The organism is Streptomyces sp. NBC_00631 (genome assembly GCF_045206895.1).
GTDB lineage: Bacteria > Actinomycetota > Actinomycetes > Streptomycetales > Streptomycetaceae > Streptomyces.
In genome coordinates, this window is sequence record NZ_CP107734.1 from 5,676,855 (window position 1) to 5,701,290 (window position 24,436).

The window sequence follows — 24,436 nt, forward strand, 5'->3', positions numbered from 1 at the left end:
GAAGAAAATGAGTACCACCATCGACCGCGGGGCGCCCGCCCCCGGAAAGAAAGACGCGGGCCTTCGCGGCTCACATGCCGTGCGCTGGTGGGTGCTGGTCGTCATAGGCATGGCACAGCTCATGGTCATGCTCGACGCGACCGTCGTGAACATCGCGCTGCCCGAGGCGCAGCAAGCCCTCGGCTTCAGTGACGGCAGCCGGCAGTGGGTCATCACGGGGTACGCCCTGGCGTTCGGCAGCCTGCTGCTGCTCGGCGGCCGACTGGGTGACCTGTTGGGCCGACGTACCCTCTTCGTGATCGGCCTGGCAGGTTTCGGGGCCGCGTCCGTCGTCGGCGGCTCGGCCGGCAGCTTCGAGATCCTCGTCGCGGCACGTGTGGCCCAGGGTCTCTTCGCCGCACTGCTCGCGCCCGCGGCACTCTCCCTGCTCAGCGTGACCTTCACCGAACCGTCCGAAAGGGCGAAGGCCTTCGGTATCTTCAGTGCCTTGGGCGGGGCGGGCGGCGCGGTCGGGCTGCTGGTCGGCGGCATGCTCACCGAATGGGCGTCGTGGCGCTGGGTGATGTACGTGAACGTCGTCTTCGCGGTCCCCGCCCTGATCGGTGCCTTGCTGCTGCTGGCCAAGCCCGCGATCACCAAGAAGCCCAAACTCGACATTCCTGGCATCCTCGTGGTGAGTGCCGCGCTGTTCGCCGTCGTCTACGGGTTCGCGCACGTCGAGTCCACCAGCTGGACCGACCCGGTCGCCCTCGGCTCCATGATCACCGGCGCGGTGCTGCTCGCGGTGTTCGTCTGGCTGGAGACCAGGGTCGCGCATCCGCTGCTGCCGCTGCGCGTCGTGCTGGACCGGACCCGCGGTGGTTCGTTCATGGCGGTGTTCGTCATCGGCATGGGGATGTTCTCGATCTTCCTGTTCCTGACCTACTACTTCGCGGCCAGCCTCGGCTACTCGCCGATCAAGACCGGTCTGGTGTACCTGCCGATGGTCGCGGCCGTCGTCGCCTCGTCGACCACCATGCCTGTGCTGGTGCTGCCCAGGGTCGGCCCGAAGATCGTGATCACCGCCGGCTTCCTGGTCGCCGCAGTCGGTATGGCCATGCTGACCCAGATCGAGTTGGACAGCACCTACGCCGCCCACATCATGCCCGGCATGATCCTGATGGGTCTCGGCATCGGCGCGGTGATGACCACCGCGTTCCAGGGGGCGACCTCAGGCCTGCACCACGAGGACTCGGGTGTCGCCTCGGCGCTGATCAACACCGGTCAGCAGGTGGGCGGCTCGATCAGTACGGCCCTGCTGACCACCGTTGCCTCGTCGGCCGCGACCGACTACCTGACTTCGCACAAGCCCAGCGCGCTGGCCGCGGCGCAGGCCGGGGTCGAGGGCTACACGGCCACCCTGGCGTGGGGCTCCGGGTTCTTCGTGGTCGGTGCGGTGATCGCCGCGTTCCTGATCCCGAATCGGGCTCTGGAGCCGTCCGAGGGTGAGCCCGTGATGGCTCACTGAGCCTGGATCCGCCCAAGAGATGCCCCGCTAGCTGCGATGACTGTCGTTCTCAGGACACGAAACAGCGCAGGAAAGCAGGGCATCTCCATGCTTCCACCGCGACCGTCTCGCCCTGCGCATCCACGACGGGCCCTTCTCCGCGATCGACCTCACCGCCCGCCGCCCGCGCTCCGGAGAACTGCTGTCCACGGTGAAGTTCATGGTGCAGACCCTCGCCGCCGGCGACCTCCAGCGCGAGCTGACCTATGACGGACTGCGGGCCGTCGAGGCCAAGGGCAACAAGGGCGGGCGCCGCCCCGCCAGCGCGGCCGACAAGACCGACGCCGTGCACACCGCGTACCTGGAAGGCCGGTCCATCGCCACCCTCGCCCGCGACCACGACGTCAGCCGCGGCGCTATCCGCACCGCCGTCGCTGACCTCCTGCCCCAGTACACGGTCGCCGACCCGAGCACCCCAGCCCCGGAGCTGCCGGTCACCCTCGACATGTCAGGCAAGGTCGCCGACTTCCTCCGTGCCGCCGACCTGGACGAAGTCGAGCGGGCCGCGCTCGACCAGGGCGGGACCGTACGACGCGGCCAGGGCTGCACCCTGCGTGACAGCGCCACCCACACGGTCCACCGCCAGATCCTCGACTACTGCCAGCCCCCGGGCGTTCGGCTGTCCAAGCCGATGAATACCGCGGTCAACGGCTCCTGTCCGACCCTGGTCATCGAACTGATGCTGGCCGCCGACATCGCCGTCGCCGCGGAGTCAGCGACCTTCGCTCAACTGGAGATCAGCCGTGGCATCTTCCCCTTTGGCGGGGGCACCCTTCGCTTCCCGAAGGCCGTCGGCTGGGGCAACGCGATGCGGTGGATGCTTACCGCCGAGGTTACGTGCCCAGGCCGGAACCCGGTGCGCCCGCGCCGCCACCACCGGTCGGCAGCGGGGCGTACGACGACGTCCGGCCGCTGTACTGACAACCGTTCGCCGGAGCTGCGGCGCTGGTCCGATCAGAGCCAGCCGCCGAGAGTGATCAGCCCGCGGTGCACCAGCGGCTCGACGAAGGGATTGGGCCGGAGCGAAGGCCCGTACGCCAACTCCGTGACGTCCATGTGCCATGGCCTGCGCCGGTGATCCAGGAGCCGTAGGTCGACGATCCAGTCTGCGAGCTGGTCGGCGGAAAACCTGTGGCGTAGAAACGAATCCGCGGCATACACGGCGGCCGCCACCCGAAGTGAGTCGGTCCACGGCCTTCTGCGTTTCCTCAGCTCTTGCGAGGTGCCCCTCGGGGAGCGCACCGCATAGCGCAGGAGCGGGTCACCGTGCCGCACCATCGACGGTGACAGGAGCGGGATCAGCACGGCCGCCAGGGCCACGAGCTGCCTGTCCTCATGCGTGGGAGTCCCATCGAGCCATGCGTTGACACGCGCCTGCAAGGCCACAACAGAGTCGTCACTCACCGGCACCGGCTGACACATTTTCAGCGAGAAGCCGCATGGTTCTCTAAGGTCGTAAGTACTCCACTCGCCCTCGTCGGTCATGTTGTCGCAGGTTCGCTCAGGTGGGGTGTCGTGCCGGAAATGGACAGGATCCCAGCAGGCCTGGCACTCGGTCACCATGTACACGGCGTGGTCAACGCACGCGAACGACCAGGGAAGTTTCCAGCGCAGGAGCCAGCGGCTGTCGTTGCCGCGTAGGCACTTGGTGCACCAGCGTGCCTGTGACCGGTGGAACCACGCACCCTTGTGCCACTGCTGAACCGCCACATGATCAGATGAGAACATCGGCAGATGCGGGAGCGCGTTACCGGCGTAGCGCGCCAGGGTCGTCGCGTGCAGGCGCTCGGCGTCGATCCCGGTCAGTTTTTCCATCCGCCGAACCACGGGATCGGACAACCGCATTTCTGCCCCGGAAAGTCCGCCGACTCTGTCGAGGTGAAGCTCCCGCAGGAGCGGCTTCATCTCGAAATCCTGTTGATGGGCGAGTGTGCCGATCCAGCTGGTCAGTGACTCCCCGGGGACCGGTTGAACCACTGGTCCAGTCAGCGTGCGGCGCGGCGGGCGACGCTTCTGCGCGGTCTTCTTCACGGTGCTCACGCGCGAATCCTGTGACAGGTGCGCTCTGTCGAACCGTGGCTTGATGGCGGACCACCAGTGTGGGTGACCGAAGCACGTCGTCGTTTACTCACTGCCGGCCGGCGGCATGTCACCCGTCAGGACGCCTCCACTGTGTTATTCGAATAGCATCATGGAAGCGTTGGAGCATGAACGACCCCCACCTGGATGCCTACGACGTGGTACGCCCCGTCGTCATCGACTCCCCGAAGCGCATGCTCCTGCTGATCCCGTACGGGCCCGACGAGGACATCTGCTGGACCCTGCCGACAGTCCCCATGCGCTCCGGTGAGACCAGCCGCCGGGCGGCAACTCGCCATCTGCGAAAGGTTGCTCATCTCCCGGCAATGCGCATCTCGCCGATCATCGGCCGGCTCTCCCGCGAGGACCTACCACGAGGGGTCCAGTACATCCTCGTAGTCCGCCCCGCGGCGGGAAACTGGCCGCCATCCGTCCGCTTCGCACTCTCACCGGAAGCCTGTTGGTGGACAACGGCCGAGTTGCGGTCAGCCGGCGCGGTGGTTGATCCCGCTGAGCTGCTCGACTTCATGGACGGCTACTGGGAGGGATGGCTGCCGGACGGAGAGATCTCGCTGAAGTGACCAACCACGCCGCAGTTCTCGCTGTCAACTCACAGCCGTAGGAGGACAAGCAGTGACCTGGCATGCCATCGAGATCACCCTGACCCGCGCCGTGGACACCCTTGAGATAAGGGTCGCTCAACAGGAAAGCGACTTCCCGCTGGCATCCGCCGACGACCGCAGACGGCTCGTGGTCCTCGTGTCGGCCAAGAACGAAAGGCGGGCAATGCGGAAGATCTGGAAACGGCTGGAGGACGCGCTTCCGATCGACGTGCTCTGCAGTCTCTTTCCGGGGCCGGACGGCAAGTACTTGATGAGCATTCCCATGAGTGAGGAGACCCATGAGCGGATCCGGGCGGGTGCCGCCGCCGAGGGGGAGACCCCGGAGGAGTACCTGGGGGAGGCGATCGCGGAAGCGCTCGCACGTGACCGATCCGCGCGCCGCGCACAGTTGGAATGCTCGTTGAACGGGCTGCTGCGCAGATACAGCCCCGAGGAGGTCGCCGGGGCAGCCGCACGGCGGATCGGTGGGTGATCTCGGGTGCCGGTGCTCCTCGGGAGCATGGCACCGCTCCCTCTGTTCCCGTACTGACCTGCTGGCCCGTTCTGAATATCTCGCAGGGTTCTTGGCCGACCAACTCCTTTAGTCAGTATGGTGCCGTCACGTACCGTTTGCCCAGCTATTCAGGGTGCCGGCGGTTTCGTGAATGCAGATATCGACCAAGTTGCTCAGTTCTTCGAAATCGTATCCAGGAAAGTACTGCGGTACTAGACCAAAGACTGGCTGCGTCAGGTCTACCTTCGTGGTGTCGGCTCCCTTCAGCAAGTTGTAGTGCATCAAGGTGTTCCGGAATCCTCTCGCCGCACCATCCGTGACGACACGCACGGCATCAGTGTCCAGGATTATTTTTAGCATCGCGTTGGACGAAGGCGACAGTGGATAGCGCGCGTCACTCTTAAGAAGTTTGAGGCTCAGCAGCACCTGATATAGGGTGACGTAGCGAATCTTGAAAACCGAGTACTCAAGGTTGCGTATATCGGCGCCATTGGCGATCATCTTGTCGATGAAGTTCATCCTGACCTGGAAGTCGGTCAAGGTGCCGTTGATCGCCTGTGTGGCTGCTCCGTTAAAAGCCTGCGCGTAGTACGTTGAAGCCCGTACATCCGCAGACCTCAAATGTGCCCCGGAGAGGTGGCGTACGAACGTCGCACCTCCTTGGGTATCCATACAGGCGCCGAGTGCTCCGAAGCAGCGGCCTATTTGGCGCATAATGCCGAACATGTATGCGCCGTTATCCTCCTGAAGGAGTTTGTCTGCCTCAACTCCAAGGTGGAACGCAGCAGCATGTGAGGTCGTGACCAGCGTGCCTTCGTACGTGAACAGCCCAAGGTCCTTCTCGCGTCTCCAGGCGAGCCGGAGCCAGGTATTTCCTAGGAAGTCCTCGGAGTGCTTGTCCTCCTGTGCCTTGCGGGCGACCGGATCGCGGTCCCGCAGGCCGGCGACGATCGGGTTGTAGCCCTTCGTCTGCACCGCGCAGTTCCTCGCCCAGGACGACAAGGACGGCGCACTGCCGGCCCTGTATGCGGCGACGCAGGGCCTTCCGGGCCCGAGCCATGTCCTGCCGGTCGCGGCGAGTCGAAGGGCGCCCCGACCCGCGTGGGCCGCACGGTCGCGGCCGGCGACCCGGATGCCGCCCGCCGCCTGTGGACGCCGTTGGGGAGCCCACGGGGGCGAGCTTCCCGCAGGAGATCCAGGCCCTGAGTCGAGAGTCTGTTTGCAGGTGACAGCAGTGCAAGGCCGCTGAGCGTGGGGCTGAGGGCTGCTGCCGTCACCGCCTCCGCAGCCGACTCGAAAGCGGGACGTTCATCCCGTATAGTTAATCGGGATGGCTATCCCGCTTATGGGTGGCTGTCCATCCCCACAGGAGGTTTACGCCATGAGCAAGGTCTGGTTCATCACCGGTTCGTCGCGCGGCTTCGGCCGCGAGTTCGCCCTCGCGGCCCTGGAGCGCGGCGACCAGGTCGCGGCCACCGCCCGGGACGCCAAGGCGCTGGCCGACCTGGTCGAGCGGTTTGGTGACGCGGTGCTGCCGCTGCGTCTGGATGTCACCGACCGTGCGCAGGTGTTCGAGGCGGTCGCGGCGGCCAAGGAGCGGTTCGGTCGGCTGGACGTGGTGGTCAACAACGCCGGTTACGCGCTGGTCGGCGCCGTGGAGGAGCTGGGCGAGCAGGAACTGCGCGATGAGCTGGAGACCAATGTGTTCGGTGTCTTCCACGTCACGCAGGCGGTAGTGCCCGTCCTGCGTGCGCAGGGCAGCGGCCACATTGTCCAGATCTCCTCGGTCATGGGGCTGACCACCATGGGCGGCGCGGGCGGCTACAGCGCCTCCAAGTGGGCGCTGGAAGGCTTGAGCGAGGCACTCTCCCAGGAAGTCGCGCCCTTCGGGATCAAGGTCACGGTGATCGAGCCCGGCGGCTTCGCCACCGACTTCAAGAACTCGTCGGTCTTCACCGCGCACCGCCAGGACGCCTACGACCCCCTGCACGCGTCGCTGACCGAGATGAGCGCCACCGCCCAGATGCCCGGCCCCGAGGGTGTCGGCGGAGCGATCCTCCAGCTTGTCGACGCCGAGGAGCCGCCGCTGCGCGTGCTCTTCGGTGAGCAGCCCACGCAGTGGGTACCCGCAGTGTACGAGCAGCGCCTGGAGACCTGGGCCGAGTGGGCGCACGTGTCCAAGGCCGCGGAAGGCAAGTAAAGAACTTCCGGCCCTCGGGCCAGACACGCGCCCACTCCACGGCGTGCATCCGTACCGCCGGCGCCTGAGAGAGCCTGGGCGGCACACCCGCCCAGGCCCCCTCACCGGAAGGCGGCAGGTCCTTCTCCAGCGAAGCACCTTCGGACGCCTCTCGGCCGGCGGCCCAGGCAATTCGTCCCCGCACAACCAACAGCAATGCAATCAGGAGTGGGCCGGACGGGCTCACCCGTCCCACACCACCGAGGCTCGCTGAAGGAGCCCCCGCCATGCCCACTACCAAGCGTCGCGCACTGATCATCATCTCGTCCGGCCGCCAGCTGCCGCTGGCCAAGCCGGTCGAGGTCAAGTCGATCTCGACCGGGTTCTTCCTGGTCGAGATGGCTCAGATGCTCAAGGAGTTCGAGAACGACTACGAGTTCACCTTCGCCACCCCCGACGGCAACGCCCCGCAACTCGACATCAACGGCATGGCCCTGGGCATGCACTACATCGAGAAGATCGGCGCCAAGACCATCCCCCTGCGCAGGCAGCAGCGCCGCCGCTCGTTCGACGTCAACGGCTTCCGGGCGCGCCACCCGGAGCTGGTCGCCCGCCGCGAGCAGGAAGTGCGGCTGCTGGAGCGGCACATCGGCCGGATCCCAGTCTCCGAGCTACTGCCCAACAGCGAAACGGAGCTCGCCGAGTACCGCCCCGAACTGATCCGCCGCCTCGACAAGCTGCCCGAGGCCACCTTCCACTCACTGCAGGAACTCGTCCAGCGCCACCGCGATGCGTCCGATGCGTTCACCTTCGCCGACTTCGACTTCATCCACACCCCCGGCGGTCACGCTCCCATGGTCGACTTCCGCGACAACCCGTGGCTCGGCGAAACCCTCCACGTGGCCCGGGAGAACGGCGTCACCATCTCGTTGATCTGCCACGCGCCCATCGCGGTGACCTCCACCCGGCAGCGCATCGACGCGCAGGGCGCCGCCTACTCCGTGAAGGACAACCCGTTCCTCGCCGCCGCCATCGCGACCGTCCCCAAGATGGGCGAGCTGTTCGCGCTGAGTTTTCTCTACCCGCACGTCCCCGGCAGCAAGACCCGGCTCCCCTACTTCGTCGACGTGGCCATCAAGGAAGCCGGCTTCACCGTCGCGTCCTCCCTCAACATGTCCGCCCCGCAAACGGCCTACGAGCCGTCCGTGCGGCTGCTCACCGGCAACGGCCCCCAGGCCATCGACAAGCAGACCGCCGAACTCCGCAGCATCCTCACCCACAGCCCCGCTTCCCGCCCGACCAGCAGCGAGCAGGCGAGCGCGTAGCGGCGACCACACACTGTGCCGGCCAGGCGGCCGACGACACGGTCGAACAGACGGGACAGGTACGGAGGCGGGCCGATACGTCCCGCCTCCTGAGTTCCGCCAGCAGATACGCCTCGACGATCCGGACGTCCTGCGGCACCGTGCGATGCCGGGCTGTCGCTCCGGCAAGAAAGCCACCGTCCCGGACCCGGAAGCACACGACCAGTGGCGCGCCCTGCTGGAGGTCCGGCGCGACGAGCCACTGTGGACCTCACTGAGCAGTGTGCATCGTGACGTTTCTGGTCACGGGTGCGTGGGGTTCGGGGTACTCATGCTGGTCGTGGGCGGATGACTTCGGTGAAGATCGTCGGTCACCGGGAGATTTCGCGGTTCGTGAGGACTAGCAGGGGCCTGACCAGGGCAGTCGCCCACGCCGGGTCAGTGCGGACCTTGCCGAGCACGCGCCAGTTCTCGAGGTGCGCGAAGCCGTGCTCGACCGGGGCCCTCACGGCCGCCAGCGCCTTGTCGGACAGCCTCTGACCACGCGTCAGGGGCCTGTTCCGTGCCGCCTTGTAGCCGGTGATCACCGCCGGGCCGGTATCCGGGCGGTGTCGTCCCGTCCGACGAATCCCGGGTCGGCGACGGCTCCGGGTCTGGCCGTTCGCAGCTTCTACCTGAGCTGGCCGTGCCACGCACGTGGCCGAGCCCAGACTGTCGGCCTCATCGGCGGGATGCCGGGTGAGCGGCGGCAAGGGCGGTATCGATCAGGAGCTCCGCGATGGATCGGGCACAAGCAGCGGTCTGACCGCTGTTGAGCGCGGTGGCGCGGGCGGCCCCGCCGTCGTAGAGCAGGGCGAGCTGCTCGCCGAGGGTTTCCGGGGCAGCGATTCCGGCCTGTCGTGCGATGACCGCAAGGCGGCGGGCGAATTCCCTCTTGTGCGCCGCGGCCAGCTGGTGCACGGGGTGGTCGGGGTCGGGCACCTCGACGCTGGCGTTCAGGAACGGGCAGCCTCGCAGCGGAGCGGTCGGCTCCGGCGGCTCCCAGTCGAAGACGGCGAGGAGCTGCGCTCGCGGGTCCAGCGCCGGCCCGTCGGGAGGCCCAAGGGGCGGGAGGTCGCTGTCCTCCAGCGCCTGCAAGTACGCCTGGACGAGCTCATCCTTGCTGGGGAAGTGCGTGTACAGGGTGCGCTTGGAGACGTCGGCCACGGTCGACAGCTGGTCCATTCCGGTCGCGTTGATCCCCTGGGCGGTGAACAGCTCGGTCGCCGCTTTGAGGATCCGCTCGCGGGCGCCGCGACCGCGGCGCCGCCGTACGGGGATGGGTTCGGTCATGGCTTAAGGATACCGATCGTTTTACATAGCCCGACGCGCATGCTACGGTCCCCTTAAGTAAACCGATCGTCTTACTTAGTTGGTGGGCCGAGGATGCGCGATCGTCGCCGCGAGCGGACGACACCCCCTTCACCTCCACCGGCAAGTGCGCCAAACAGGAAAGAGAACCAGGTCATGAGCACGTTTCTGGCAGACAAGGCCGACGATCTGACCGTGGAGAGCTCCTCCGCGACGTTCACCTACCGGCGACTGGGCCCACAGGGGGGCACCCCGCTGGTCCTGCTGAACCGCTTCCGCGGCACCCTCGACTGGTGGGACCCGGAGTTCCTGGACCTCCTGGCCGCCGACCACGACGTGATCCTGTTCGACAACGTCGGCACCGGCTACACCGACGGCACCCCGAGTGACTCCATCGAGGGCTTCGCTGATGGTGCCATCGAGTTCATCGAGGCCCTCGGCCTCGCCCAGGCCGACCTGCTCGGCTGGTCCCTGGGCGGCATCGTCGCCCAGCACGTCGCCCTCAAGCGTCCCGACCTGGTGCGCAAGCTCATCGTCGCGAGCAGCACCCCCGGCGGCCAGGTGCCCGGCGTGCCGGAGCTGACCGAGAAGGTCCTCGGCATCGCGACCAAGCCGAAGGCTGACGCGGACGACATGATCTACCTGCTCTACCCGGAGACCGAGGCGGCTACCGCCGCCGGACGGCGGCACATCGCCCACGTCTCCACCCGGTTCCCCAACGGGCGCCCCTATGTATCCGAAGAGGCGGCCGCGGGCCAGCTCACCGCCCTAGCCAAGAGCGGGTCGACCCCGTGGGAGCAGGTGCAGGCCGGCCTGGAAGCCATCACGCAGCCCGTGCTGTACGCCAACGGAGTGGACGACGTGATGATCCCCGCCCTGGCCTCCTATGTCGCAGTCCAGCACCTGCAGAACGCCACCCTCGTCCTCTACGCCGGCGCAGGCCACGCCTTCCTCTTCCAGTACGCCAAGGAGTTCGTCACCCAGGTGACCAACTTCCTCGCCGATTGAGACCCGTGCCTCGTGAAGTTGCAGGTCACGGGTCTGGTGTGAGGGGCGGTCGGGATACTCGCGTCGTCTGACCTGTCGGTCGAAGCCGTTGTCGGGTTCTGCTGCGCCGACCGCCTGGCCGCTCCCACGAGGCCCAGGCCGAGCGGGAGGAACTGGTGATCGCCGAGCGGGTCCTGAACCGGCTGGCCCAGCAGGACCGGGTCGCGGCCGTAGCCCCGCCCCGGGTGGCGGGGCGGGCGGTGCTGCTGATCCCGCACCGCGGCGAGAATCCTGACGAGGCCGCGCTGCCCGAGGACTACCGCAAGATCCTGGTGCTGGTGCGGGAGGCCGACGGACCGGTGCAGGTCGGGGCAGTCGGCGAACGGCTGGGGCTGGACACCTCGGTGCGCGGCAAGCTGGAGCCCCTGCGCGCGAAGATGACCAAGCTCGCCGACCGCGGCTGGCTGCACAAACGACCCGACGGCCGCTTTGCCGCACGTCGGTGACGACGTCGCAGGCCGCTGCCAGCAGGACGTAACCAGCGGGCCCTCGGCGGCAGTTGAGTTTGGTGTGAAGAAAGCCAACAGTACCGTTGAGGGCCCTGACGGCCTTGTCTGCACCGCCCGCCTGCCCCTGCCGAGCGTCACTCTGAACTATCTCGCCGACCTGATACGCGGCCACTTGAAGAAGATCGGCTCGCGGTGGCGGGCCCTGCCCGCCGGGAAGATCGCGGGCATCGTGCTCGCAGTGCTGCGCTGTGACCAGCGGCCCGGCGATCTCGCCGGCGGCAACGGAGTGCACCGCACCACCGTCACCCGGTGGGTGCGGGAAGCCGTCGGCCTGCTCGCCGCCCGCGCCCCGCGCCTGGACCGCGCACTCACTGGACGGCACCCTGATACGGACCAGGCGGCCCACCGGCACGGCGAACCGGAAGAACTACAAGCACAAGTGCCATGGCTTGCTGGTGATCGCGCTCATCGACGACAGGGGCCGCCTGCTGTGGGTCTCGGTGGCCCGCCCCGGACGATCCTCGGAGATCACCGTCTGCCGCCACGACCAGCTCACCGCGAAACTGCGGGCGGCCGGGCTGGGCGCCATCGCCGACCTGGGCTTCGTCGGCCTCGACGACGGCGGCCCGGACGCCGACCTGGCGGTGATCACCGGCTACGAGGCCGCCCGCAACCGGCCCCTGACCCGAGGGCGGAAACTGTCCAATACGGCGCTCGCCGCCGTCCGCGCACCAGTCGAGCACGGCTTCGCCCATCTCAAGAACTGGCGGGTCCTCGGCAAGGTCCGTACCGACCCGAAGTGGGCGACCGCACTGGTCAGGGCCCTGCTGGTCCTGACGAACCGCGAAGTCTCCCGATGACCGACGATCTTCACCGAAGCCATCCACCCGCGACCGGCACGAGCATCGAGAACCCCGCGCACACCAGACCCGTGACCTGCAACTTCACGATGCACACTGGTCACTGACCGCCGTTCTGCTCGACTGCGTCGAGAGTCGGCGCGACAGCATGCCGCTGAACCACCGCTCAAGGCGCAGTCGACGACTCTCGCGCAGTCGGACGACGACACACTGATGGCACCCTGCAAGTGAAGCAAGCGGGCGCCGCTTCCCCGATCCTCGACGCGGTCGGCCGACGCCGCTACCGCTGGGCGCGCAGCCCCGCGCACGCCAGGTCGATCATGCGCTTGCGCGCCTCCGGGTCGGGGCCCTGCTGCTCCCGGGCCAGACAGCCGACCATGAGCGCCTTGACGTCGCCGGGCACGACGTCCGGCCGCACGGCGCCGGCCTTCTGCGCACCGACGAGCAGCTCCTCTTCCACGGCCAGCAGATTGTGCTCGGGGGCCAGGGCCACCGAGTGGACGTCGAAGCCCGTCCCGCTCATCGCCTGCGACAGACCGAGATTGACCGCGCTGTGCTCGACCAACAGGGCGAAGAACTCGAAGAACGCTGCGCCCGGATCGCGGGTCGCGGCCAGTTGCCGGGCCCGGTCGACGATTTCGGCCACCAGATGCATCACGATCGCCTCGTACAGCGAGTCCTTCGTCGGGAAATGCCGACTGACCGTCCCTGTGCCCACACCGGCCCGCCGGGCGATCTCCGCCACCGGCACCGACAGCCCCTCGGTGGCGAACGTCTCCAACGCCACTTCCAGGACACGCTTGCGGTTGCGCTCGGCATCAGCACGCATCAAAGACCCTCAGACTTCCGACCAAGCGGGACAACTGTCCCGATTGTAGTGGACCGGTCTTCCGGGATCATCACAGAAACGGGATTGTGGTCCCGTATAGTGAGTCGGGCAGGCATCCAGGTTGCGGGAGGCGCGTTGGGGCACTCCTCGTACCTGACACCCCCACACCAACGGTGCCCGGCCCACGCAACAGGGCCGCCGGGCACCACAGGTGGAAGAGGTATCTGCGACCGGAGCGGCGCCGTTGCCCCCGACGGCTTCTGTTTTCAGGGATTGACACCGCCGCACGAACCGGCTGGGCTTCGGCCGGACCGGAGACGATCTCCCCTGCCGAGGCCGTGCCGGGAACCGTGACGGTCTGCTCGGCCGGCGCGGTGCTGATCTGCTCGGCGAGGGTGTGGGCGCTGCCCATCCGTGGGCCCGCCTGGAGCATGACCTGCGTGATCTGCTCGGTGCCGGCCTGGGCGAGCTGGGCCGGGGAGCCGAAGGTCTGCAGCAGGGCCAGGACGGCCGGGTGCCGCAGACGGGATCCGAGGACGCGTTCGAGGGCGGGGTGGATGGAGGTGAGCAGTCCGCGCAGCCGGTTGGAGGTGCGGGTGGCCTCCTGGGCGAGGTCGTCGTCGTATCCCAGGACCATGGTCAGTTCTGCCCGCACGCTCTCGTCGGGGTCGATGGAGTGCAGTAGGTGGGGCGTGGTGCGGGCGGCATCGGCGATGACGTAGGCATCGCGGGCGTCGGTCCTGCCGGTGCCGGGGTGCGGATCGGCCAGCCGGCGCATCGACAGGCCTGGCCGGTAGGCGACTTCGCATCCGCAAGCGCGGGCGACGGTCCCCGTCAGGGTGCCGATGGAGGCCGGCTTGTCGACCACGACCAGGACCTTCCCCTTGCACCCCAGGCAGGCGAACAGCTCCCGCAGTTGCGGCTCACCGTTGGGCAGCGGCTTGTCGAAGGTCGTGCGGCCATCGCGTAGCAGGGCTGTGCCGTGATGGGTGGACTTGCCGACGTCCGGGGCGCAGAAGATATCGATCGAGGTGAAGTCGTTGCTGGTCACCGGGCTTTCTCTCCCCTCCCGGCACAACGGGCGGCCCGCCGGGGCACCGGGGATCGGCAGCCACATTACGCAGCCCTGCCCGTGGGCGGACACGCTTCCATCAGCGAGGGCAGGGGCAAAGAGTCATACCGGCCCCGGAGGCCACGGACCCGACTCTACGAACGAAGGTAATGGGCTCACCGGGGCGAACTTCCCCGCAGGAGATCCAGGCCCTGAGTCGAGAGTCCGGCTCCAGATGACAGCAGTGCAAGGCCGCTGACCGTGGAGCTGCGGGCCGCTGCCGCCGCCCACCCAAACAACGAACTCGAAAACGGGACGCTCATCCCGTATAGTTAATCGGGATAGCCGTCCCGCTTATGGGTGGCTGTCCATCCCCACAGGAGGTTTACGTCATGAGCAAGGTCTGGTTCATCACCGGTTCGTCGCGCGGCTTCGGCCGCGAGTTCGCCCTCGCCGCCCTGGAGCGCGGCGACCGGGTCGCGGCCACCGCCCGCAACACCGATTCCCTGAAGGACCTGGTCGCCGCCCACGGCGAGGCGATCCTTCCGCTGACCCTGGACGTGACGGACAAGGCCGCCGCCGCCGAGGCCGTCCAGCGGGCACACGCACACTTCGGCCGCCTGGACGTCGTCGTCAACAACGCCGGCTACGGCCTGTTCGGCACCGTCGAGGAACTGACCGAGCGGCAGATCCGCGACCAGATGGAGACCAACTTCTTCGGCGCCCTGTGGGTGACCCAGGCCGCGCTGTCCCTGCTGCGCGAGCAGGGCAGCGGCCACATCGTGCAGATCTCCACCATCGGCGGCGTGACCACCTACCCCCACCTCGGCGGCTACCACGCCTCCAAGTGGGCCCTGGAAGGACTGACCGAGGCCCTCGCCCAGGAAGTCGCCGCATTCGGGATCAAGGTCACCCTGGTCGAGCCCGGCGGCTACGCCACGGACTGGTCCGGTGCCTCCGCCAGCTTCGCCGAGCAGCTGCCCGTCTACGACGGGTTGCGCGCGGCCCTGGCCGAGGGCTGGCGCGACGTGAAGCTCGGCGACCCGACCGCGGTCGGACCGGCACTTCTGAAGGTCGTCGACGCCGACACCCCGCCCCTGCGTGTCTTCTTCGGCACCGCGGGACTGGACATGATCCCCCACGTCTACGCCGACCGCCTCAAGACCTGGCAGGACTGGGCCGGCGTCTCCGCCCTGGCCCAGGGCAACCCGGCGTGAAATGAGCGGCGGTACGCGTCTGCCCGTGGACCCTCAACGGTAGGGCACACCAGTCACAGCAGGGTCAGCGGCGCGCGTCGCCAGGCGCGAGCAGGCTGGTCAGCTCCGAGATCGCCTCGGGTGACGGCTTGGAGTAGCGGCGGACGTTTCCCGGCTTCTTGTGCCGTGACTTCGCCATCGGCATCAGCAGCTAGGTTCCATGCCCGCCGAGGTGGGGCAGGGCGGAATGGCGGTACTCGTGCAGGTCCCAGCCGGTGCCCGGCCCGCGTACGGCGGTGGGTGACGAACCCCGAGCGTTGGGTCCGGCCGCGCAGCAGGCGGGGCTTCCACCTGACTCCCACGGAGCCAGACTGATCACTTGATCACGGAAGGGGGTGATCATGCCGTGGACCCGGTCCGGGCGGCCCGCTCGATCCATGTCGCGGTGCCCCGACAGGGCACCGCGATCAAGCACAGCACCAGCGGCACCGAGCGGTCTCCGGCCCACCGGATCACCGCTCAGGGCCGGGCGGCTCACTCCCGTACCCCCGCGAGTTCCGCCGCCCTCCGGCGCAGGACCGGCCACGCGGGGGCGACGGCGGCTGCCGAGGCGAGGGCCGCGCAGGCGCCGGCCGCCGCGCCCATGGCCGTCCACGGCACCCGGACCGCGGCCGGCGCCGACAGCAGCCGCAAGGCGCCCCACATCCCCGCCAGGTCGAGCACCGCGACCAGCAGGCCCAGCAGCGCCCCGACCACGACCACCGTCAGCGCCTCGGCCCCGGCCAGCCGCAGTATCTGCCGGCGGGTGGCTCCGGCCAGCCGCAGCGCGGCGAACTCCGCCGCCCGGTCGGAGGTGGCCATCACCATGGTGTTGACCAGCGAGATCCCGGTGTAGAGGAGCGCGATGCCGAGGACGAGGAAGAGGCCGAGCCGGGTGGTCCGGTCGGTCTGCGGGAGACTCTCCGCGATCCACCGGTCCCTGGTCAGGACGTGCGCGCCGGACGCCCGGGTCGCCGCGCGCAGCCCGGCGGCCACCGTGCCCGCGTCCGCGCCGGGCCGCAGCGCCACGTCGACGCGGTCGACCGCCGCGCCCGAGGCGTTGGCCGGGGTGACGTACACGCCGTTGTCCCCGGTGCCGGTCCGCAGCACGGCGGCGATGCGCAGGGTCCGCCGGGTGCCGTCGCCGAGCCACACTCGGACCCGCTGGCCGACGCTGTGCCGCTCCCACTCCTCGTTGACGATGATCGAGCCGTCGTCCAGGCCGGCGGTGGTGCCGGCAGCGAGCGGGAGACGCGTGGTCGCGGCCAGCGCGGCGGGATCGGCGGCCCGGGCCTCGGACCTGATCAGGGCGACCCCGTCCTCCTGGACGTACACCGCGCTCGCCGACGTCGCGGAGACCTCGGCGCCGGGTACGGAACGCAGTGCCCTGAGGGTCGTCTGCCCGAACCCGGCGCCGCCCGCGGGCGTGACGACGAAGGCCGCCGTGGTCCGGTCGCGCATCTCCGCGGCCCGGGTCGCGTTCAGGGTCGCGGTGGCGCCGAGCAGCGAGCCCGTGAGGGCGACGGTGACCAGCACGGGCGCGGCGACGGCGGCCGTACGGCGGACCTGGGCGGCGGCGTTCTCGCGCACCAGCAGGCCGCCGGCGCCGGGGAGCCGGGCCGGAGCCCAGGTGAGCAGCCGGATCAGCGGGCGGACCAGGACGGGGGCGAGCAGCGCCACCGCCGTGATCAGCAGCATGGGGCGGCTCACGTACGTCTTGCGGTGCAGCAGGTCACCGGGGTCGCCGAGGTAGTCGAGGACCAGCAGGAGGACCGCGGTCAGCAGCAGGGCGCCTCCGGACAGCAGGCGGCCCCGGGTCAGCGGCCTGCCGTCGGCGGCCGCCGCGCGCAGCGCCTCCACCGGCCCGGTCCGGCCCGCCCGCCAGGACGCGGCGAGAGCTCCGCACAGGGCGACCAGCAGGCCGGCCGGGAAGGCCGCCCAGTACGGCCAGGTCTGGTCGCCGATCCGGAACCAGGCCGGGGCCAGTCCGCCGTCCACGGTCCAGCGGGCCAGGCGCGGTGCACCGTACCGGCCGAGCACGCAGCCCACCGCCGAGGCGAGCGCCCCGACCAGCAGGGCCTCGGCGGCCACCGTCCGGCGGAGCTGCCCGGGTGTCGCCCCGGCGGTGCGCAGCAGGCCGAACTCGCGGCGGCGCTGGGCGACCGCGAACGCGAACGTCGACGCCACCACGAACACCGACACGAAGGCGCAGACCCCGCCGGCCGTGCCGAACAGGGCGTTCAGCGCGGTCAGTGCCTCGCGGTCGCGGTCCGGGTCCGGATCGGCGAGGCGCCGGTCGGCACCGGTGAGGACCTGTACGCCGGGGATGCCGCGGACCGCCTTCCGTACGGCCGCCGGGCCCGCGGCCACCACCGCCTGGGTGCTGCGGGGCGCCAGCCGCGCCGCCCGCGCGTCGGTGTAGAAGACGGCGTGCTCGAAGCCGCGGTCGGCGACCGTGCCCACGACGGTCACGCTGCCGTGCTCCGTGCGCAGGGTGCGGCCGGGCTTCGCCCAGGTCCCGGTGACGACGACCTCGCGGGCGGCGCGGGGCGCCCGGCCCGAGGTGACCCTGTACGACGCGAAGGCGGCGACCGACCAGGGGTGGCCGACGAGATCACCGGGCCCGCTCTCCGCCTGCACGGGGAACGTGCGGTCGGGGGTGACCGTGCCGAGCTTTCTCAACTCGGCGACGGCGGCGGCGGGTACGGCGCGCGGCTGGGCGAGTCGCTGGGTGCGGGTGCCGGCCGGGGTGGAGACGCGCAGGGTGTCGGTGCCCCTGACGACGACCGGGGCCGCGGCGAACCGTTCCGGGGCGCGCTGCGGGGCGTGCAGGGAGGAGGCGAGCGCCAGACCCGACACGGTGAGCAGGCCGACGCCGACTGCGAGGGCGACGAAGCTGCCGGCGAAGGTGACCCAGCGGCTGCGCAGGGTGTGCACCGCGATGCTCAGCACGCCGGGGCCTCCAGCCTGGTCATGCGCGTGGCGATGTCGTCGGCGTGCGCGCCCGTCAGTTCGCCGCCGACGCGGCCGTCGACCAGGAAGACGACGCGGTCGGCGTAGGAGGCGGCGACCGGGTCGTGGGTGACCATGACGGTCGTACAGCCCTCGCCCTCGACCATGTCCCGCAGCAGCGTCAGCACCTCGTGGCCGCTCTGCGAGTCCAGGGCGCCGGTCGGCTCGTCGCCGAACAGCACCTCGGGGCGGGTGATCAGGGCGCGGGCCAGCGCCACCCGCTGCTGCTGGCCGCCGGAGAGCTCGCTCGGCCGGTGCCGGGCGCGGCCGGCGAGCCCGACCCGGTCGAGCACCTCGCGGACCCGGGCGCGCGGCGGACGGCGGCCCGCGAGGCGGAGCGGCAGCGCCACGTTCTGCTCGGCGGTGAGCGAGGGAAGGAGGTTGAACGCCTGGAAGACGAAGCCGATGCGCTCCCGGCGCAGCAAGGTCAGTCTCGTCTCGCTCAGCCCGGTCAGCTCGGTCCCGCCCAGCAGGACCGAGCCGGACGTCGGCCGGTCGAGGCCCGCCGCACACTGCAACAGGGTCGACTTGCCGGATCCGGACGGCCCCATGACGGCGGTGAACGTCCCCCTCGGGAAGTCCAGGGAGACCTCGTCGAGCGCGGTGACCGCGCGGTCGCCCGAGCCGTGGCGTCTGCTGACGGAACGCAAGGTGATGGCGGTCATGAAGCCTCGTTCTCCTGCCGTGTTCTCGGGTTCTCGGACACGGGGGTGGTGGGGTTCTCGTGCCGGCGTTCACCTGTGTCCTGTGTTCGCCGGTTTCACGAAACCGTCCGGGGGCGGGGTGGCGCAGTGCGGCAGGGCGGAGACCTGGGGTAGGGCCAGGCATACCCCGGCCACGGTGGCTGGACGGATGGCCGCCTCCCCGGCCGCCGCCTACGGTGACCGGCATGCAGCCCCCTCCGCGCACCGTCTGGCAGGCCATGGCGGCGCCCCGCTACCTGCTCTCCCCGTGGCCCTGGCGTGCCGTCGGCTATGTGGCGACCGGCGCGGTGACCGGTGCCGTGCTCCTTGCGGGGCTGGTCGTCGCGGTGGTGGCCGGCGGTGCGCTCGCCGTCGTACTGGTCGGGCTGCCGCTGCTGCTCCTCGTGGCGCTCGCGGGTCTTCCGGTGGCCTGGCTCGAACGGCACCGGCTGCGGCTGGTCGACCGGGAGCGGGTGTACGACCCCCATGTGCGGCCGGCCGCCGCGGGACTGCGGGCCTGGCTCGCGACCCGGCTGCGGGAGCGGGCCACCTGGCGCGAACTCGGCCACGCGCTGCTGTTCGCGGGCCTGTTGTGGCCGGTGGACGCGCTGGCCGTGGTGCTCGCCCTGCTCTGTCCGCTGTCGCTGGCCGCCGCCCCGCTGCTGCTGGCCACGGCCGACGGCCCCGGCCGGGAGACGAAGGTGCTGAAGATGTGGACGGTCACCGGCTGGCCGACCGCCTTCGGGGTCGCGCTGGCCGGGGTGTTCCTGCTGGCCCTCGGCGGTTATGCGCTGGGTGTGGTGGCCGGGGCGCGGGCCGGGCTGACCCGGCTGCTGATCGCGCCGCGCGAGGCCGGATTGGGGGACCGGGTGGTCGAACTGGCGCGGTCCCGGGCGCGGTTGGTGGACGCCTTCGAGGCGGAACGGCGGCGCATCGAACGCGATCTGCACGACGGGGCCCAACAGCGCCTGGTCGCCCTCTCGATGACCCTGGGTCTGGCTCGTCTGGACGCCCCGCCGGGACCGCTCGCCGACCAGCTCGCCAAGGCCCAGCGGGAGGCCGGTGAGGCGCTCGCCGAGCTGCGCGGGATCGTGCACGGGATCCATCCGAAGGTGCTCGCCGACCATGGTCTGGAGGCGGCTGTGGCGGATGCGGCGGATCGGACGGCCGTTCCGGTGGACGTCGGTTTCCGGTTGCCCGTGCGGCTGCCGGAGTCGGTCGAGGCGGCGGCGTACTTCGTGGTGCGCGAGGCGCTCGCCAACGTCGACCGGCACAGTGGCGCGGGCCGCGCCGAGGTGACCGGCGGGCACCGGGACGGCCGGCTGCACCTGGAGGTGCGCGACGACGGCCGGGGCGGCGCGGACGCCGCGGCGGGCACCGGCCTCACCGGGCTCGCGGACCGGGTGTCCGTCCTCGATGGCAGACTTTCCCTGTCCAGCCCGCCGGGTGGACCGACCCTGCTGCGTGTGGAGTTGCCGTGCGAGCCGATCGACCTCTGCGAGTAGTCCTGGCCGAGGACAGCGTGCTGCTGCGGGAGGGGATCGCGGGGCTGCTGAGCCGGTTCGGCCATGAGGTGGTCGCGGCGGTGGGGGACGCGCAGTCGCTGGTCACGGCGGTCGAGGAGGACGTGCCCGACGTCGTGGTGACGGATGTGCGGATGCCGCCGGGCTTCCAGGACGAGGGACTGCACGCGGCGGTGCGGTTGCGGGCGGCGCGGCCGACGTTGCCGATCCTGGTCCTCAGCCAGTACGTGCAGCGCAGTTACGTCGCCGAACTCCTCGACTCCGGCGACGGGTCGGGCGTCGGGTACCTGCTCAAGGACCGGGTGGGTCAGGTGACGGAGTTCGTCGCGGCGTTGGGGGAGGTGGCCGACGGGGGGACGGTGGTCGACCCCGAGGTCGTACGGCAACTGCTGCGCCGGCGCCGGGATCCGCTGGAGCGGCTGTCCCCCCGCGAGCGGGAGGTGCTGGCGCTGGTCGCCGAGGGCAGGTCGAACGGGGCCATCGCCAGAGAGCTGGTGGTCTCGGAGGCGGCGGTGGGCAAGCACATCGGGGGGATTCTCGCGAAGCTCGACCTGCCGCCGACGGAGGATTCGCACCGGCGGGTGCTGGCTGTGCTGGCGTATTTGAGGGCGTGAGGCGTCTTCACTTTGTTCTTTGGGGCGTCCCGTGGTGTTTCGGCCGCGGGTGCGTGGTGGTCGCTCGTGCAGTTCCCCGCGCCCCCATCGAGGTGGGACCAGTGGACCCACCTGTCTGGGGGCGCGGGGCTGTGTCGATGTGCGGCTGCCGCCGCGTGGACGCGAACAACCCCCACCGGCCGGCGGATATACGACGACGGGACCCTCCCTTCCCGCACCGCCCCGCAGTTGTCCACAGGGTCTGACGGGTTTCGGCCCCCACCTGTACCGTCTCCACGAGTTGATGTTCGTGCGTGTGCGTGCGTGGAGTGCGGGGGAGGCGGTCGACGTGACCGAACTGGAAGAGCCGAAGGCGCCGGGCGGGCGCAAGCTGCCCGCGCCGAAGGGCTTTGCGCAGTGGCCCTCGAAGGGTTCCCCCAAGGAAGAGGGCAAGGCGCTGCGTTCGGCGGTCCCGCGCCGCGGCCACGCCGCGCTGGACCTCGACGGCTCCCGTCCCGACGCGGTCCGCGCGGTCGAGGAGTCCAACCGGGACCGCATCCCGGAGCTGGTCCCGATAAGGGTCGGCAGGATGGCGGCCGGCCCCTTCGCGTTCCTGCGCGGCTCGGCCGGCCTGATGGCGCACGACCTGGCCCGCACCCCGATGACCAGGATCGCCACCCAGATCTGCGGCGACGCCCACGCGGCCAACTTCGGCCTGTACGGCGACCCGCGCGGCGACCTCGTCATCGACCTGAACGACTTCGACGAGACGGTGCTCGGCCCCTGGGAGTGGGACCTCAAGCGGCTCGCCGCCTCCCTGGTGCTGGCCGGCCGGGAGGCGGGCGCCGACGAGGACACCTGCCGCAAGGCCGCGGGTGACGCGGCCGGCGCCTACCGCCGCACCATGCGCCTGCTGGCCAAACTACCGGTGCTGGACGCGTGGAACGCGATCGCCGACGAGGAACTGGTCTCCCACTCCGACGCCCATGACATGATCGGCACCCTGCGCCGCGTCTCGGAGAAGGCCCGTGCCAACACCAGCGGCCGGTTCGCGGCCCGCTCCACCGAGCCCACCGAGGACGGCGGCCGCCGCTTCGTGGACGCCGTGCCGGTGCTGCGCCGGGTCCCGGACGCCGAGGCGGAGGCGGTCACCGCGGCTCTGGAGCACTACGTCAGCACGCTCTCCGAGGACCGCCATCCGCTGCTCGCCCGGCACACCCCGCACGACGTCGCCTTCCGGATCGTCGGCACCGGCAGCGTCGGCACCCGGTCCTACGTCGTCCTCCTCCTCGACCACCGCGGCGAGCCGCTGATCCTCCAGGTCAAGGAGGCCCGCCCGTCCGCGCTCGTCCCCCATCTCGCCACGGCAGGCTTCGAGACGCCGGCCGTCGACCACGAGGGCCGCCGGGTGGTCCTCGGCCAGAAGCGGATGCAGGTGGTCAGCGACATCCTGCTCGGCTGGACCACGGTGGACGGCCGCCCCTTCCAGGTCCGCCAGTTCCGCAACCGCAAGGGCAGCGTCGACCCGGCCGCCCTGTCCCCCGACCAGATCGACGACTACGGCAGGATGACCGGCGCCCTGCTGGCCCGCGCCCACTCCCACAGCGCCGACCCACGCCTGATCGCCGGCTACTGCGGCAAGAACGAGGAACTGGACGAGGCGATCGCCGCGTTCGCGGTGACCTACGCCGACCGCACGGAAGCGGACCACGAGGAACTGGTGACCGCGGTGCGGACCGGGCGGATAGCGGCGGAGCTCGGGGTGTGATCCGTGCCGGTTGCCGGTCCCGGGCTTTCGGAGAGGTGCTGATGTGAAGTACGTCGAGATCGACGAAGGAGCGACTGCGGTCACCGTCGACCCCGGCCCCTACCTGGCGCGGCTGCCGGAACTCGCCGCCGGCCTGCCGCCGGGCGCCCGCGCCTTCGCCACCGACCCGCGCCACTACGAGTTCGGCGACCGCCGCTGCGTGCAGGACCTGCGCCCGCTGGAGATGCGCCGCACGGCCCCCGCCGACGTGGAGATCCGCTTCCGCCACGACTGCTGCGCACACGACGAGGACCTGATCGTCCGCTACACGGGCGTCTCCCGTTTCCAGACGGACATCCTGGGCGCCTGCGACCTCACCTCGGTCGGCGAGGTGATCCTCGACGAGATCCTGCCGCACCCGGACGGCTGCACCCACGAGCTCGCCTGCCGGCCCGGCACCCTCGTCATGGCCTGCACCGATCTGGTCGCCGAGTGGATCCCGGCCACCGCCGACGGCGACAGGCCCTAGGCTGGTCGGGTGACGACCCCGGAAGCTGAGCAGTCCCAGGCACCGCGGCCCGAGGAACGGCTGGAGCGGGCCGTGCGGGCCGCCGAGCAGGCGTTGATCGAGTACGAGATCGCGGTAGAGACCTTCCGCGTCGAGGTGGAGAACTTCTCCCGCCTGCACGAACAGAAGCTCGGCCCCCTCTACCTCCGCATCGAGGAGCTGGACGCGCGGATCGCCGAGGCCAAGGCCGCCCGCACCGGCGACCCCGAGGACATCCGCGCCGCCGAGGAGGCCCGGGCCCGGGTCCTGCCCATCCCCGGTGTCGAGGAGCTGCTGCACGGCTGGATGGACGGCAACGGCCTGTTCCCGGAGGCCGTCGCGATGCTCACCGAGCAGGAGGTCCGGCCTCCGCAGCGGGTCCGCCCCAGCGAGGAGGCCCGCCGGCTCTACCGCGAGCTGGCCCGCAAGGCCCACCCCGACCTGGTGCAGGACCAGGCCGAGCAGGAGCGGCGCGAGGAGTTCCTCAGCCGGGTCAACGCGGCCTACGCCCGCGGCGACGAGGCCCTGCTGCGGGAGCTGGCCGAGGAGTGGGCGGCCGGCCCGGTCCCGCCGGAGCGCAGGCCGAGCCGCGCCGAAGAGCTCTACGCCCGCCTCGAATGGCTCTCCGAACGCAAGGAGCTGCTCGCCCTGGTCGCCAAGGAACTGGAGAACGGCCCCATCGCCGGCCTTCTCCGGCTGGCCCCGGACGACCCCGACGGCCTCCTCGAAGAGATCGCCGAACGGCTCCAGCAGGACGTCACCGAACGCGAGGCGGAACTGACGGCCCTGCTGACCCAGGAGTAGCGCCTGGCCCCGGTCGGGTAGCGTCGGGGACATGAACTTCGCAGCGCGTGTGCCCACGGTCGAGGTCTCGGACCTCAAGGACGGCGACTTCCTGCTGGACGTCCGCGAGGACGACGAGTGGCAGGCGGGCCACGCCGCCGGCGCCCTGCACATCCCGATCAGCGAGTTCGTGGCCCGCTACGGCGAGCTCACCGACGCGGCCCCCCAGGACGGCCGCGTCCACGTCATCTGCCGCTCCGGTGGCCGCTCGGCCCAGGTCACGATGTACCTGGTCCAGCAGGGCATCGACGCGGTGAACGTGGACGGCGGCATGCAGGTATGGCAGGCAGCGGGCCGAGAGGTGACCACAGACAGCGGCGAACCGGGCTTCGTCGTCTGAGGGGACCCCGCACTGAGCGCCCCGTAAGGGGCGCGGGGCTGTATTCGACAGGCGTCTTCCGCCGCGTGGGCGCGACCAGCCCGCCACCGCCCCGCAGATCCCC

General features: G+C 70.2%; 22 protein-coding genes and 3 pseudogenes. 16 read left to right on the forward strand and 9 right to left on the reverse strand.

The features are described 5' to 3' along the window. Nucleotides 1-7 precede the first annotated feature (7 nt). Together OHB00_RS26065 and OHB00_RS26070 are read left to right on the forward strand one after the other, a co-directional pair. A complete protein-coding gene (locus tag OHB00_RS26065) occupies nt 8-1,507 on the forward strand; it encodes an MFS transporter (RefSeq protein ID WP_406438021.1) in 1,500 nt (499 codons plus the stop codon). 199 nt (nt 1,508-1,706) lie between these two features. Then, nucleotides 1,707-2,624: an enoyl-CoA hydratase-related protein gene (locus tag OHB00_RS26070; RefSeq protein ID WP_406438022.1), complete on the forward strand. Its 918-nt coding sequence runs from the start codon at nt 1,707-1,709 to the stop codon at nt 2,622-2,624. A gap of 500 nt (nt 2,625-3,124) precedes the next feature. Here OHB00_RS26070 and OHB00_RS26075 read toward each other — a convergent pair. Further along, nucleotides 3,125-3,586: pseudogene (locus OHB00_RS26075) on the reverse strand (TniQ family protein); the annotation flags it as partial. Between the two features lie 167 nt (nt 3,587-3,753). Between OHB00_RS26075 and OHB00_RS26080 the strand changes: the two are divergent. Together OHB00_RS26080 and OHB00_RS26085 are read left to right on the forward strand one after the other, a co-directional pair. Then, the gene (locus OHB00_RS26080; protein WP_406438023.1) at nt 3,754-4,206 is read left to right on the forward strand and encodes a hypothetical protein; all 453 of its coding nucleotides are present in this window, start codon (nt 3,754-3,756) and stop codon (nt 4,204-4,206) included. A gap of 91 nt (nt 4,207-4,297) precedes the next feature. Next, the gene (locus OHB00_RS26085; RefSeq protein ID WP_406438025.1) at nt 4,298-4,720 is read left to right on the forward strand and encodes a hypothetical protein; all 423 of its coding nucleotides are present in this window, start codon (nt 4,298-4,300) and stop codon (nt 4,718-4,720) included. Nucleotides 4,721-4,846: 126 nt separating this feature from the next. Here the strand turns inward: OHB00_RS26085 and OHB00_RS26090 are convergent, their stop codons facing one another. Then, a complete protein-coding gene (locus OHB00_RS26090; RefSeq protein WP_406438027.1) occupies nt 4,847-5,716 on the reverse strand; it encodes a hypothetical protein in 870 nt (289 codons plus the stop codon). 406 nt (nt 5,717-6,122) lie between these two features. On the opposite strand from OHB00_RS26090, the gene OHB00_RS26095 reads away from it, so the two are divergent. Further along, a complete protein-coding gene (locus OHB00_RS26095; RefSeq protein ID WP_406438029.1) occupies nt 6,123-6,941 on the forward strand; it encodes an SDR family NAD(P)-dependent oxidoreductase in 819 nt (272 codons plus the stop codon). Between the two features lie 266 nt (nt 6,942-7,207). Beyond that, a complete protein-coding gene (locus tag OHB00_RS26100; RefSeq protein WP_406438031.1) occupies nt 7,208-8,245 on the forward strand; it encodes a hypothetical protein in 1,038 nt (345 codons plus the stop codon). A 350-nt stretch (nt 8,246-8,595) separates the two neighbouring features. Here OHB00_RS26100 and OHB00_RS26105 read toward each other — a convergent pair whose 3' ends face one another. Together OHB00_RS26105 and OHB00_RS26110 are read right to left on the reverse strand one after the other, a co-directional pair. After that, the gene (locus tag OHB00_RS26105; protein ID WP_406438033.1) at nt 8,596-8,811 is read right to left on the reverse strand and encodes a hypothetical protein; all 216 of its coding nucleotides are present in this window, start codon (nt 8,809-8,811) and stop codon (nt 8,596-8,598) included. A 133-nt stretch (nt 8,812-8,944) separates the two neighbouring features. Further along, entirely contained in the window at nt 8,945-9,556 is a 612-nt protein-coding gene (locus tag OHB00_RS26110) for a TetR/AcrR family transcriptional regulator (RefSeq protein ID WP_406438034.1), read from the reverse strand. Between the two features lie 174 nt (nt 9,557-9,730). Between OHB00_RS26110 and OHB00_RS26115 the strand changes: the two genes are divergently transcribed. The 3 genes and pseudogenes from OHB00_RS26115 (at nt 9,731) to OHB00_RS26125 (ending at nt 11,930) form a co-directional block, all read left to right on the forward strand. Next, nucleotides 9,731-10,582 (forward strand): alpha/beta fold hydrolase, encoded by an 852-nt coding sequence (locus OHB00_RS26115; protein ID WP_406438035.1) that lies wholly within the window; start codon nt 9,731-9,733, stop codon nt 10,580-10,582. Between the two features lie 155 nt (nt 10,583-10,737). Next, the gene (locus OHB00_RS26120) at nt 10,738-11,067 is read left to right on the forward strand and encodes a hypothetical protein (protein ID WP_406438037.1); all 330 of its coding nucleotides are present in this window, start codon (nt 10,738-10,740) and stop codon (nt 11,065-11,067) included. Between the two features lie 64 nt (nt 11,068-11,131). Further along, nucleotides 11,132-11,930 (forward strand): annotated as a pseudogene (locus OHB00_RS26125) (transposase family protein). 280 nt (nt 11,931-12,210) lie between these two features. Here OHB00_RS26125 and OHB00_RS26130 read toward each other — a convergent pair. Beyond that, nucleotides 12,211-12,759 (reverse strand): helix-turn-helix domain-containing protein, encoded by a 549-nt coding sequence (locus OHB00_RS26130; RefSeq protein ID WP_329600405.1) that lies wholly within the window; start codon nt 12,757-12,759, stop codon nt 12,211-12,213. A 70-nt stretch (nt 12,760-12,829) separates the two neighbouring features. Beyond that, nucleotides 12,830-13,810, reverse strand: a complete 981-nt coding sequence (locus tag OHB00_RS26135) for an IS110 family transposase (protein ID WP_406438038.1) — start codon at nt 13,808-13,810, stop codon at nt 12,830-12,832. Between the two features lie 392 nt (nt 13,811-14,202). Between OHB00_RS26135 and OHB00_RS26140 the strand changes: the two genes are divergently transcribed. Then, entirely contained in the window at nt 14,203-15,027 is an 825-nt protein-coding gene (locus tag OHB00_RS26140; RefSeq protein WP_406438039.1) for an SDR family oxidoreductase, read from the forward strand. 64 nt (nt 15,028-15,091) lie between these two features. Here the strand turns inward: OHB00_RS26140 and OHB00_RS26145 are convergent. The 3 genes and pseudogenes from OHB00_RS26145 to OHB00_RS26155 all read right to left on the reverse strand — a co-directional run. Then, nucleotides 15,092-15,304: pseudogene (locus OHB00_RS26145) on the reverse strand (site-specific integrase); the annotation flags it as partial. Between the two features lie 236 nt (nt 15,305-15,540). Beyond that, nucleotides 15,541-17,997 (reverse strand): ABC transporter permease, encoded by a 2,457-nt coding sequence (locus OHB00_RS26150; protein WP_406438040.1) that lies wholly within the window; start codon nt 17,995-17,997, stop codon nt 15,541-15,543. Next, nucleotides 17,991-18,722, reverse strand: coding sequence for an ABC transporter ATP-binding protein (locus OHB00_RS26155; protein WP_406438041.1), 732 nt, complete (start codon nt 18,720-18,722; stop codon nt 17,991-17,993). The genes OHB00_RS26150 and OHB00_RS26155 overlap by 7 nt, the downstream gene beginning before the upstream one ends. Nucleotides 18,723-18,979: 257 nt before the next feature. On the opposite strand from OHB00_RS26155, the gene OHB00_RS26160 reads away from it, so the two are divergent. The 6 genes from OHB00_RS26160 (at nt 18,980) to OHB00_RS26185 (ending at nt 24,333) form a co-directional block, all read left to right on the forward strand. Then, nucleotides 18,980-20,245 (forward strand): sensor histidine kinase, encoded by a 1,266-nt coding sequence (locus OHB00_RS26160; protein ID WP_406445986.1) that lies wholly within the window; start codon nt 18,980-18,982, stop codon nt 20,243-20,245. Then, nucleotides 20,218-20,877 (forward strand): response regulator, encoded by a 660-nt coding sequence (locus tag OHB00_RS26165; protein ID WP_406438043.1) that lies wholly within the window; start codon nt 20,218-20,220, stop codon nt 20,875-20,877. The genes OHB00_RS26160 and OHB00_RS26165 overlap by 28 nt, the downstream gene beginning before the upstream one ends. 283 nt (nt 20,878-21,160) lie before the next feature. Continuing rightward, nucleotides 21,161-22,624, forward strand: a complete 1,464-nt coding sequence (locus OHB00_RS26170) for a DUF2252 domain-containing protein (RefSeq protein ID WP_406438045.1) — start codon at nt 21,161-21,163, stop codon at nt 22,622-22,624. A gap of 43 nt (nt 22,625-22,667) precedes the next feature. Then, complete coding sequence (locus OHB00_RS26175) at nt 22,668-23,132, forward strand: hypothetical protein (protein ID WP_406438047.1); 465 nt, start codon at nt 22,668-22,670, stop codon at nt 23,130-23,132. Between the two features lie 9 nt (nt 23,133-23,141). Next, a complete protein-coding gene (locus OHB00_RS26180) occupies nt 23,142-23,954 on the forward strand; it encodes a hypothetical protein (RefSeq protein ID WP_406438049.1) in 813 nt (270 codons plus the stop codon). A 49-nt stretch (nt 23,955-24,003) separates the two neighbouring features. Then, on the forward strand, nt 24,004-24,333 hold the full coding sequence (locus OHB00_RS26185; protein ID WP_406445988.1) for a rhodanese-like domain-containing protein: 330 nt from the start codon (nt 24,004-24,006) through the stop codon (nt 24,331-24,333). Nucleotides 24,334-24,436: the final 103 nt, after the last annotated feature.